An 11,536-nucleotide genomic window follows, 5' to 3' on the forward strand; every position below is an offset into this window, starting at 1 on the left:
TATTCTTTCATATGATATTGTTTATAGAATTGTCTAAATTATCAGATGAACGAGGGGGAAAACGTGTGAGCCTATTAAAAAAGAAAGTAGTGATCTTCTCCGCGTTACTGGCAATGGTGTCTCTTGCTGGCTGTAACACGCAGTCTGTCGATCAGAAAAATACGACAGGCTCCGAAGCATCCGGCACCGGCAAAATTCTGATTGCAACCCAAAGCCCACTTTCCGGTTCTCAGTCTGCGATTGGCGACTCGATTAAAACGGGAGCAGAATATGCGTTGAACCTGCAAAAAGAAGAGTTTAAAAAGCTGGGGTTTGATTTGCAGGTGTTCCCGCAGGATGACCAGGCTGACCCTAAAATTGGGGTATCCAATGCAGAGATGCTTTCTGCCAATCAAGATGTACTCGGAGTAGTCGGGCATTTCAATACGGGTGTTGCTATACCGTCATCCGTGAAGTATGAAGAAGCGAAGCTCGTCATGGTTTCGCCCGCCAACAGCGGTGTGAAGCTGACAGAGGAAGGGAAAAAGAGCGTACACCGCATCTGTGCACGGGATGATGCCCAAGGTCCAAAGGGTGCTAAATATGCGAAGGAAACTCTCGGCGTAAAAACTGTATTCTTAATTCACGATAAAACAGCGTATGGACAAGGGCTTGTCGATGAAGTAAAAGCGCAATTTGAAAAAGATGGCGTTCAAGTCATGGGCTATGAAGGAATTACACAGGGCGAGAAGGACTACAACTTTGTAGTCAACCAAGTGGTTCCGAAAAATCCAGACATGATTTATTTTGGCGGGATTTATCCTGAGGCTGGCATTTTAGTGAAACAGGCGAGAGAAAAAGGGTACAAAGGGTTGTTCATGGGTGGAGACGCTCTGGATTCATCCGACTTGATCAAGATCGCAGGGGCGGCTGCAGAAGGCATTTACTTTACGTCATTGGCTGGTGATGTCAAGCAAACGGATGAAGGCAAGAAATGGGCAGCAGAATACGAAAAGGCTATGGGCAAAAAAGCAGAGACCTATTCTGTCTATGCCTTTGACTCGATGAATGTCATCCTAAACGGAGTGAAGGAAGCGATTAAAACGAATGGCGGCAAGAAGCCGACCCGTGAACAAGTCCTCGACATTGTTCACAATACCAAAGATTATGAAGGTAAATTCGTTAAGGTTACCTTTGATGAAAAAGGTGACAACAAGTTCGCGGATGTATTTATTTATCAGTATGAAAAAGACGCAACCAAATTTTTGGGTAAAATCGAATAAGTTTGTATACATGAAAAAGCTGGTGTCGCATGTTGACACCAGCTTTTTTGAAATCTATTTTTGCTTGTTGCGAGGGACGTAATCGGGATAGTCGGTAATGATGTCGTCTACACCCGCATCAAGCAGCGGTTCCACCTCTTCGGGTTTACGCACGGTCCATACGGATATTTTCATGCCATGGTCGTGAATGCGATTGACCAGTTCTTTTGTCACCAGTTTTTGCGTTGGATTCACATAATCCGCATAGGTAGAGAACTCCTCCAGCATTTCGTCTGTTAAATGCTCCTGATTACTGGTCAGCAAGCCGACAGGGACACTAGGCAGCAGTTCATGGAATGTTTTGATAGAGTCAAAATTAAAGGATTGGACAATGATTTTTTCATTTTTAGGCTTGTCCATGTTCCGATCGGAGAGGGCAGCAGCCACTTGTTTCTCCACGCCTGGATAAAGCTCTGGGGCTTTCAATTCGATGAGGATGCCTGTTTTTCCACGAAATTCATCGAGAACCTCTTCAAAGGTGGGAATACGCTCCCCGGCAAAATCAGGTCCAAAGAAACTTCCAGCATCCAATTCCCGGATTTCATCCAATGTATAGTCGCCCACTTTGCCTGTTCCATCTGTAGTACGGTCAACGGTAGTGTCATGAATGACGACGAGTTTTCCATCTTTGGTTACCTGCACGTCGATCTCGATGTAGTCTGCCTTCATCTTCACCGCTTTATGGAAGGCAGCCATAGTGTTTTCCGGCGCATATCCGGATGCCCCCCTGTGAGCGATGGTGTCCACCCGCTCCACCTTTTCGCTAGGAGCTGCATAGACAGCGAGCGGTTGAAGCAAACCTGTCAAAAGAGTGGCGGCCATCAACGTTTTCTTCATTTGGATCATTTGGAATCTCCTCCTTTAAGGAATTGGATTTCCCTTTGAAGATAGTCAAGCAATGTAAAGGACGTATGTAGAACATGTAAATAATGGACTGGCTGTTCTTTTTTCGTTCGGAAGGCCCTCCCGAAAGCATAGCGGGCTGTTTCCGAGGAACTACAAAACCATCGAAACTAATTGGGACATTTTACCGTCTACAATACAGATAGGTAATAATTGGGCATCGGGGGATAGAGTATGAAACCAATCAGGCGGGGGCGCTGGCGACTGGCGGCTGGCGTCTGTTATTATCGTTGGAGGCGATATGGTGAATGGATATGGGGATCAAAGAAATTCGCAAACGAGAAACAGCAACAACTACTTCGCCACGTCCATTTTCGTCACCAGACCATTCTGCTGCGCGAACTAAAAGACGTGGAAATGTGGATGCAGCATAATAAAGTGACCAATCTGAGGCTCGCTATTTCGCAGCTAAACGGTATTGTCATCCACCCGGGTGAAACCTTTTCCTATTGGAAGCTGATCGGAAAGCCTACGCGAAGAAAAGGATATCTAGAGGGGATGCTGCTTGCACATGGACGTGTAACGTCTGCTGTTGGAGGGGGGCTTTGTCAGCTTTCCAATCTGGTATACTGGATGACGCTGCATACGCCGCTGACGGTCACTGAGCGGCATCGTCACAGCTATGATGTTTTTCCGGATGCGAATCGCACCCAGCCGTTCGGGAGCGGAGCTACTTGCTTTTACAACTATTTGGACTTGCAGATTACGAATCAGACGCAGCAGCAGTTTCAGCTTCACGTCTATGTAACGGATACCCATTTGGTAGGAGAATGGCGCAGCGACATGCCATCGACACGAACGTATGAAATAGTGGAAAAAGAACACGAGATCAAGCCGTCTATTTGGGGAGGCTATGAGCGGACCAACCAGCTTTACCGCAACGTGTTTTCGCTTGACGGAGAGTGGCAATGCGATGAGTGGCTGACACAAAATCGCGCCACGATGATGTATGAGCCTCTGCTGCCAAAAGGATGATCTTTCCTAATCCGTTTACGAACTGGAACTGGGCAGCGATCTGTGCGAAAATAAGAACATATGCACTCGTCTTGTGAACGTGGAAAGGTGGATTTATACATATGTCTTTTACAGATCGTATTACAGCCGGATTGAACCCCGAGCAACGGGAGGCCGTCCTGACAACAGAAGGTCCTGTCTTGATTTTAGCCGGAGCGGGTAGTGGAAAGACCAAGGTATTGACGCAGCGAATCGCGTATCTCATTAGTGCCAAACAAGTGGCGCCATGGAGCATTCTCGCCATTACATTTACGAACAAGGCAGCCCGGGAAATGCAAAACCGCGTCGCAGCTATTATTGGAGGGGCAGCAGCACAGGATGCTTGGCTCTCGACCTTCCACTCCTTGTGCGTGCGGATTTTGCGCAGGGATATCGACCGTCTGGGTATCAATCGCAGCTTTTCCATTTTGGATGCTGGCGATCAATTGTCCGTTGTAAAACAGTGCCTAAAGGAGCTAAATATTGATCCGAAGCAGTATGAACCACGGTCGATCCTGTCAGCAATCAGTTCGGCAAAGAACGAACTGACCGACCCGGAAACGTTTGCCCGACTCGCAGGGGACCCTTTTTCACAGGTGGCTGCCAAGGTATATGAGGCTTACCAGAAAAAGCTGAAAAACAACCAGTCCCTTGATTTTGACGACTTGATCATGACGACTGTCCGGTTATTTAAAGAAGTACCCGAGGTATTGGAGTTTTATCAGAAAAAATTCCGCTACATCCACGTCGATGAGTATCAGGATACCAACCGTGCACAGTACTTGTTGATCTCGATGTTGGCTGACAAATCTCGCAATGTTTGCTGCGTGGGGGATGCCGATCAAAGTATTTACAAATGGCGGGGTGCAGATATTTCCATCATTTTAAACTTTGAAAAAGACTATCCCGAGGCGAAAATGATTAAGCTTGAGCAGAACTATCGCTCCACCAAGACGATCCTGCAAGCGGCAAATCAGGTCATCGCCAACAACAAGCTTCGCAAGGAAAAGAAGCTGTGGACGGAAAATGATGGTGGAGAGAAAATCAACTGCTTTCAGGGCGATTCCGAGCATGACGAAGCGTACTTTATCGTCGATACTATCCGCAAGCAAATGGAGCAATACAAGCGTTATGACAAGTTCGCGGTTCTATACCGGACAAATGCGCAGTCCCGCGTGGTGGAGGAAGTGTTCATCAAGTCGAACATTCCTTACACGATTGTCGGCGGAACGAAGTTCTACGATCGCAAAGAGATCAAGGACATTTTGGCTTATTTGCGCCTCATCTCCAATCCGGATGATGATATCAGCCTCGGGCGCATTATCAATGTACCGAAGCGCAACATCGGGGACACGACTGTCGATAAGCTCCAAGCTTATGCCAATTCCCAAGGCCAGTCTCTTTATGCGGCGATTCAGGATACAGCTTACTTGGGGCTGCCATCGCGCACGACCAATGCGATTCTCTCTTTCAATGACCTGATTTCGAATCTGATGCAGATGACCGATTACCTGAGTGTGACAGAGCTGGTCGAAGAGGTACTAAAGCGCTCCGGCTATCGCGAATCCCTCAAAGAAGAAAAAACGCTGGAAGCACAAGCGCGCCTGGAGAATATCGAGGAGTTCCTCTCTGTAACACAGGAATTCGAGCGCAAAAACGAAGACAAGAGCTTGCTTGCTTTCCTGACTGATTTGGCACTTGTTGCAGACATCGACTCCTTGGGGAATGACGGTGCCGAGGAAGAGGTTTCCGCCGAAGGCCAGGTCGTGCTCATGACCTTGCACAGCGCCAAAGGGCTGGAGTTCCCCGTCGTATTCCTCGTTGGTCTAGAGGAAGGGGTTTTCCCGCATAGCCGCTCGTTGTTTGACGATGCCGAGATGGAAGAAGAGCGTCGCCTTGCTTATGTAGGAATTACACGTGCCGAGGAGCGTCTTTACATGACGTGCGCACGGATGCGGACTTTGTTTGGTCGGACGAATGTGAATGCGCCCTCGCGATTCCTGCAGGAAATTCCAGCAGAGCTGTTGGAGGGAAGTCCTGTAGCAGACGGCGGCTACGGAGGTGGACGCAGTTCGATTTTTGGACAACGGGATGCGGGTCGACCATTTGGTGCGCCTTCGTCACAAGCGGGAGCAGCTCCAAAAATGGGCATGGCGGGGCGTACAGCAGGAGCCGCAACCTCCTCGTTCTCACGTCCTGGCGCACAGGCTGGGGATAAATTGCCTGGACACGGCGCGGGAGCAGGAATTGATTGGAAAGTGGGCGAAAGAGTGCAGCACGGTAAGTGGGGAACAGGTACGGTTGTCAAGGTAAAGGGAACTGGCGACGACATGGAGCTGGACATCGCTTTCCCGAGTCCTACTGGCATTAAAAAGCTATTGGCGAAATTCGCCCCCATCCAAAGGGGATAATGTAAGAGGTAAGTTGAATCCGTTCTGCAAGGGAATCGCTCTAGTAAAGGATGAACGACATGGATCATTTGACGGCGGAAATAAAAATAAAAGAATTAGCGAAACGAATTGAGCACCACAACCGTCTTTATCATGAACAGGATCGACCTGAGATTTCTGACCAGGAATACGATCAATTGATGCGGGAACTAAAAGAGCTGGAAAATCGTTTTCCAGATCTGGTCTCGCCTGACTCCCCAACCCTTCGTGTAGGTGGGGAGCCGCTGCCTTTCTTTGAAAAAGTTGTACATAGGACTCCGATGCTGAGTCTGGGCAACGCTTTTAACGAAGAGGAGATTCGGGATTTTGACCGCCGAGTCCGTCAGGTTGTCGGCAGTCAGGCAGTACGCTATGTAGTTGAGCTGAAAATAGATGGTTTGGCTGTCTCCCTGCACTACGAAAACGGATTATTCGTCCGAGGGGCGACCCGCGGTGATGGCACGACGGGAGAAGACATTACGCAAAATTTAAAGACCATCCGCTCGATTCCCTTGCGATTGACCAGACCGTTAACGCTGGAAGTAAGAGGCGAGGCATACATGCCAAAGAGCGCCTTCGAAAAATTGAATAAAGAGCGGGAAGAGCGCGGTGAACAGCTGTTTGCCAATCCGCGCAATTCTGCAGCAGGCTCTCTCAGACAGCTTGACCCTAAAATTGCTGCTTTCCGCCAACTGGACACCTTTATCTATGCAATCGGTGATTTGCAGGGCGAGACGGTAGAATCTCACAGCGAGGGGCTTGCCTTGCTTGAGACGCTTGGCTTTAAAGTGAATCCGGAGCGGCGCGTCTTTGACAACATAGATGAGCTGATGGTGTTTGTAGAGAGTTGGACGGAGAAACGACCGCATCTGCCGTACGAGATCGACGGTCTGGTCATCAAGGTAGACAGCTACGCTCAGCAGCAGGAGCTAGGCTTTACAGCGAAAAGTCCACGGTGGGCCACCGCTTACAAGTTCCCTGCCGAGGAAGCTGTTACCGTGCTGGAAGGAATCGAGGTATCCGTAGGCAGAACAGGAAGTGTGACTCCAACCGCGCTGCTAAGGCCAGTAAGTCTTGCGGGGACGACTGTTAAACGTGCGTCCTTGCACAACGAAGATATCATCCGGGAAAAAGGCCTCTTGATTGGCGACCATGTGGTGGTTAAAAAAGCGGGCGATATTATTCCGGAGATTATTGCTGTTTTGCCAGAGCGGCGTACAGGTGACGAGGTTCCTTTTGCAATGCCGACCCATTGTCCAGAGTGTGGTAGTGAGCTCGTTCGCCTAGAAGAAGAAGTCGCTCTGAGATGCATCAATCCGATGTGTCCGGCGCTTATCCGCGAAGGCATGATCCACTTTGTTTCCCGTACGGCGATGAATATTGACGGCCTCGGAGAAAAAGTAGTGGCTCAGCTCTTTCACGATGGCATCATCCAAAGCGTGGCTGATCTCTATTACCTGCATCAGCAGCGCGAGGTCCTTTTGGGCATGGAACGCATGGGTGAAAAATCAGTCGATAATCTACTGGCAGCCATCGAAGCGAGCAAGGAAAATTCGCTTGAACGGGTATTGTTTGGCCTAGGAATTCGCCTGGTAGGAGCAAAGGCAGCGCGTGTACTCGCGGAGCATTTTGGTCATATCGACGCAATCATGCAGGCAAACGAAGAGGATTTAACGCAAATTGATGAAATCGGACCGAAAATGGCTGCGAGCTTGATAAACTACTTCAGTCTGCCACAGGCAGCAGCGGTTATCGAGCGCTTGAAAGCGGCTGGAGTCAATATGGAATACAAAGGCATCCGTATCGAAAGCGGCGCAGAGCTGCCGTTTTCAGGCAAGACGATTGTACTGACTGGTACACTGACACAGATGTCTCGCCAAGAAGCAGAGGAAGCTATTGCGCGTCTTGGCGGCAAGGTAACGGGCAGCGTCAGCAAAAAGACGGACCTGGTCATTGCCGGTGAAAAAGCGGGCTCCAAGCTGGAAAAGGCAGAAAAGCTGGGTGTGGCTGTAATGGATGAGGCAGGATTGCTGCAAGTCCTGGAAGGAAATAGCTAAAAGCCCGCGGTGGGCGACAGACGGTGAGTTACGTGAAGGGACGTGAAGAGCATGAAGGGCTTCCTACGATGGGGAATCGGCGCAATGGTGCTAACACTCTTGGTTGGCTGTACGGATGACAGCGAACGGAGCAAGCCGAGTCCTCCTTCGGTTACGGCAGCTGCTCTAAAGGGTGACTTGACTTATCAGGACGTGCTGGAGAAGGGCGAGATGGTTCACAATCTCAAAATGACGGCTGATTCAGAAAGGATCTGGGTCGGCACACACGCCGGTTTGTACGGCTCGGCCGGTGGCGGCTTGTGGGGGCTCGTTTCTTCGCAGTTAGAACGGCAGGCCATCGTCGGATGGTTTGTGGACCCGGACGATGCTCACCAAATCATCGTAGCGGGTAGTGAAGGTGTGCATCGCTCAACAGATGGTGGGAACAATTGGAGTGCCATCGGAGTGGGCTTGCCCGCCCCTGCTGAAATACGCAGCTTTACTGGAGTTCGTCAGGGAGAAAAAATTCGTCTCTTTGCTTTCATTTCTGGAGAGGGGATCTACCAGTCCGTAGACAAGGGAGAGACCTGGAGCTTATGGCAGCCGATGGATCAGGAAGTATATGCCATGGACTTCAACCCAGAGGAAAACCGACTCTATGTAGCGGCGCAATTCAGCTTGCTCTATAATGAAGACGGGCAGTGGAAGACAGAAGTCTTGCCCGAGGCTCAGCAGATCTATTCTCTTTCCGTTGAACGTCGCAGCGGAACATTGGCTGTCGCAACCGAACGTGGTGTTTTTGAAAAGGTAAAAGGGGAGTGGCGTTTGATTAATGCCCGCGCACCCGAAAAACTGATTTTGATTGCTTCCGGCGAGGGAAATACAAAGTGGATCGGGATTGGTGAATCCGCTCTGATTTACAAGCTCGCCGACAATCGCTGGACCAAGTGGAACTAAAAGGAGTAGCGTATGAAAGCGAAGTTTTTGTCAGGATGCAGGCTGGTGACGGCTGTACTTCTTATGATTGTAACAACTGGTTGTTCGCTTTTGCCCATTGGCAAGGACAAAACAGCTCCGGAGCCTGCTACGCCAACCTTGTCTGAGGTGGTCGAGGTATCCGAAGATTACTACGGTAGTATTACGCCATACAAACCCAATCAGACACGTGGTATGCTCAGCAGCACCAAATACCGTATTGACTTCAGTCATTTGGAGCTCGGATTGATGGAGTTTGCCAGAGATACGTTTCCGACTTCGGAATTTTTGTTCCAAGAAGGCCAGCAGGTGAAAAAGGAACAAGTGACCGAATGGATCGCCGAAGAGAAGGGCGGTACCGCAAATGGTCAGAAGAAGCCGGGAATTCTGGTACATGTGCTAGAGCATGATTACCTCAGCAAAAAGAACAAACAATTGGCAGGGATGGTTCTGGGGCTGTCGCTCACGCCGAACTATGTGGATGCGACAGGCCAAGAAAAGGTTTATACCACACAGGAATTGCAGGCAAAAGGTCAACAACTGGTGTCTCGGATCGTCCAGTCTGTACGCGTAAATACCCCACAGGTGCCAATTCTTGTCTTGATGTATCAAGTGCCAGAAGCCAACTCATCTTTGGTTCCCGGACACTTTATCATGTCTGGAACCGTGAGTGCCAATGAGATGGCTGTGTCCAAGTGGCAACCGATCGAGGAAGAGTTTTTCCTATTCCCGAGTAGGGATGTCGAGAAAAAGTACGCCCAGCAATCGCTGCAATACGACAAGATACAGCGAGAAGCCCAAAAATATTTTGGGGAGTACATCGGCCTTACCGGGGTAGGGCGTTTTATGGATGGCAGACTGACGGAGCTGACGATTACTGCTACGGCAGAGTATGATTCGCGTACAGAGGTTCTGCAGTTTACGCAATTTGCGGCCGGCAGTATCAACCAACTGATTGACAAGAGTGTTCATGTCAATTTGTATGTGCAGACGATGAGTAAGCCGTTGTCGATTTATATTCGACCAACTGTTGGCGAACCGTATATGCATCTTTATCGCAGCTAAACAGTTACAAAAAGCCGATTTCTTCATCAAGCTGGTGAGGGAATCGGTTTTTTACACACTTGACGGATTTGTTCAAACAAAAGTGTGTAATGGTGAGCGACGATTGAACACAAGTGTTTTGAAGTGTTCCCTGATACAGGCAGATGTTTTTCGTGCAAAATGCAAACACTAATGGAGTCGGAGTAGGTTCAGTTTTAGTTGGTATGATCCTTGCATAAAATTAAGAGTGATCCGCACATGGAAGAAATTTATAAGGAGGCGTCACAGATGCAAGTGGAATTCAAAAACGAGGCGTTTACTAATTTTAGTCTGCCAGAAAATAAAAAGGCATTTGAAGAAGCACTCGCTAAAGTAGAAAGTGAACTCGGTCGTGAGTATGAACTCATCATCGGCGGCGAGCGCATTACAACTGAAAAGAAATCCAAATCCATCAACCCTTCTAATAAAGAACAGGTAGTGGGTGTGGTTTCCCAAGCTGACCAAGCACTGGCTGAAAAAGCGATCCAAACCGCTGCCAGCACTTTTGAAACTTGGAAAAAGGTACCAGCAGGTGCGCGTTCCCGTTACCTTTATAAAGCTGCAGCAATTCTTCGTCGTCGTAAGCATGAGTTCTCTGCTTGGTTGGTAAAAGAAGCAGGGAAAAGCTGGGCAGAAGCAGATGCTGACACAGCAGAAGCAATCGACTTCATGGAATACTATGGCCGTCAAATGGATAAGCTTTCCCAGCGCCATGACCTTCCTCGCATCCCTGATGAGGACAATGAATTGTACTATGTTCCACTCGGCGTAGGGGTAGTTATTCCACCGTGGAACTTCCCTCTCGCAATCATGGTAGGGATGACTACAGCAGCTCTCGTAGCTGGTAACACAGTTGTGTTGAAGCCAGCTTCCACAACACCAGTAATCGCTGCGAAATTCATGGAAATCCTCGAAGACGCTGGCGTTCCAGCAGGTGTTGTTAACTTCGTGCCAGGTTCCGGTGGCGAAATCGGGGACTACCTCGTAGAACATACACTGACTCGTTTCATCAGCTTCACAGGTTCCCGCGACGTAGGTCTGCGCATCAATGAGCTGGCTGCTAAACATCGTCCAGGACAAAAATGGATGAAGCGTCTGGTTGCAGAAATGGGCGGTAAAGACTCCATCGTGGTTGACAGCGACTGCGATATCGAGTTGGCTGCACAATCCATCGTAGCTTCTGCATTCGGTTTCTCCGGTCAAAAATGTTCCGCTTGCTCCCGTGCGATTGTACACCAAGACGTTTACGATCAAGTACTGGGTCGCGTAGTAGAAATCACTAAAAACCTGACTGTAGGCGATATCAGAACAAACGATTTCTACACAGGTCCAGTGGTTGACGAGAAAGCATACAACAAAATCCTGGAATACATCGAAATCGGTAAACAAGAAGGCAAACTGGTTGCAGGTGGCGAAAAAGGTCCAGAATCCGGCTACTTCATCCAGCCAACTGTATTTGCTGACCTGGATCCACAAGCTCGCCTCATGCAAGAAGAAATCTTTGGCCCAGTAGTAGCATTCTGCAAAGCTAACGATTTCGACCATGCTATGGAAATCGCGAACAACACCGAGTACGGCTTGACTGGCGCTGTAATCAGCCGCAACCGTGCACACCTGGAGCGCGCACGTGAAGAGTTCCACGTGGGTAACCTGTACTTCAACCGTAAGTGCACAGGCGCTTTGGTAGGCGTACATCCATTCGGCGGATTCAACATGTCCGGTACAGACTCCAAAGCGGGTGGACCAGACTATCTGCTGCTCTTCACTCAAGCGAAAATGGTTTCTGAAAAACTGTAAAAAACTTCAGTATACACAA

8 protein-coding genes are annotated in these 11,536 nt (G+C 49.1%); 7 read left to right on the forward strand and 1 reads right to left on the reverse strand.

Annotated features, from left to right (window positions below; all coding sequences use genetic code 11):
* Window positions 1–113 precede the first annotated feature (113 nt).
* Entirely contained in the window at window positions 114–1,262 is a 1,149-nt protein-coding gene (locus ACIFQN_RS23360; protein WP_429835455.1) for a branched-chain amino acid ABC transporter substrate-binding protein, read from the forward strand.
* A gap of 54 nt (window positions 1,263–1,316) precedes the next feature.
* Here the strand turns inward: ACIFQN_RS23360 and ACIFQN_RS23365 are convergent, their stop codons facing one another.
* The gene (locus ACIFQN_RS23365) at window positions 1,317–2,147 is read right to left on the reverse strand and encodes a glycerophosphodiester phosphodiesterase (RefSeq protein WP_429835431.1); all 831 of its coding nucleotides are present in this window, start codon (window positions 2,145–2,147) and stop codon (window positions 1,317–1,319) included.
* A gap of 231 nt (window positions 2,148–2,378) precedes the next feature.
* Here ACIFQN_RS23365 and ACIFQN_RS23370 point away from each other — a divergent pair, with 231 nt between their 5' ends.
* The 6 genes from ACIFQN_RS23370 to pruA all read left to right on the forward strand — a co-directional run bounded on the left by ACIFQN_RS23370 (window position 2,379) and on the right by pruA (window position 11,517).
* On the forward strand, window positions 2,379–3,179 hold the full coding sequence (locus tag ACIFQN_RS23370) for a VanW family protein (protein WP_429835432.1): 801 nt from the start codon (window positions 2,379–2,381) through the stop codon (window positions 3,177–3,179).
* Window positions 3,180–3,280: 101 nt separating this feature from the next.
* Window positions 3,281–5,608 carry a DNA helicase PcrA gene (gene pcrA, locus ACIFQN_RS23375; RefSeq protein WP_429835433.1) on the forward strand — a complete coding sequence of 776 codons (2,328 nt, stop codon included), beginning with the start codon at window positions 3,281–3,283 and terminating at the stop codon, window positions 5,606–5,608.
* 59 nt (window positions 5,609–5,667) lie between these two features.
* A complete protein-coding gene (gene ligA, locus ACIFQN_RS23380; protein WP_429835434.1) occupies window positions 5,668–7,683 on the forward strand; it encodes an NAD-dependent DNA ligase LigA in 2,016 nt (671 codons plus the stop codon).
* Between the two features lie 51 nt (window positions 7,684–7,734).
* On the forward strand, window positions 7,735–8,619 hold the full coding sequence (locus ACIFQN_RS23385) for a WD40/YVTN/BNR-like repeat-containing protein (RefSeq protein ID WP_429835435.1): 885 nt from the start codon (window positions 7,735–7,737) through the stop codon (window positions 8,617–8,619).
* Between the two features lie 12 nt (window positions 8,620–8,631).
* Window positions 8,632–9,702, forward strand: a complete 1,071-nt coding sequence (locus ACIFQN_RS23390) for a CamS family sex pheromone protein (protein WP_429835436.1) — start codon at window positions 8,632–8,634, stop codon at window positions 9,700–9,702.
* 267 nt (window positions 9,703–9,969) lie between these two features.
* A complete protein-coding gene (gene pruA / locus ACIFQN_RS23395) occupies window positions 9,970–11,517 on the forward strand; it encodes an L-glutamate gamma-semialdehyde dehydrogenase (RefSeq protein WP_429835437.1) in 1,548 nt (515 codons plus the stop codon).
* The last annotated feature ends 19 nt before the right edge of the window (window positions 11,518–11,536 follow it).

The organism is Brevibacillus sp. NRS-1366, from assembly GCF_050467985.1.

What these genes read in the sequence shown, in the direction of transcription:
- ACIFQN_RS23360 (WP_429835455.1), top strand. Translation starts at nt 114, where the DNA reads ATGGTGTCTCTTGCTGGCTGTAACACGCAGTCTGTCGATCAGAAAAAT.
- ACIFQN_RS23365 (WP_429835431.1), bottom strand. Translation starts at nt 2,147, where the DNA reads ATGATCCAAATGAAGAAAACGTTGATGGCCGCCACTCTTTTGACAGGT.
- ACIFQN_RS23370 (WP_429835432.1), top strand. Translation starts at nt 2,379, where the DNA reads ATGAAACCAATCAGGCGGGGGCGCTGGCGACTGGCGGCTGGCGTCTGT.
- pcrA (WP_429835433.1), top strand. Translation starts at nt 3,281, where the DNA reads ATGTCTTTTACAGATCGTATTACAGCCGGATTGAACCCCGAGCAACGG.
- ligA (WP_429835434.1), top strand. Translation starts at nt 5,668, where the DNA reads ATGGATCATTTGACGGCGGAAATAAAAATAAAAGAATTAGCGAAACGA.
- ACIFQN_RS23385 (WP_429835435.1), top strand. Translation starts at nt 7,735, where the DNA reads ATGAAGGGCTTCCTACGATGGGGAATCGGCGCAATGGTGCTAACACTC.
- ACIFQN_RS23390 (WP_429835436.1), top strand. Translation starts at nt 8,632, where the DNA reads ATGAAAGCGAAGTTTTTGTCAGGATGCAGGCTGGTGACGGCTGTACTT.
- pruA (WP_429835437.1), top strand. Translation starts at nt 9,970, where the DNA reads ATGCAAGTGGAATTCAAAAACGAGGCGTTTACTAATTTTAGTCTGCCA.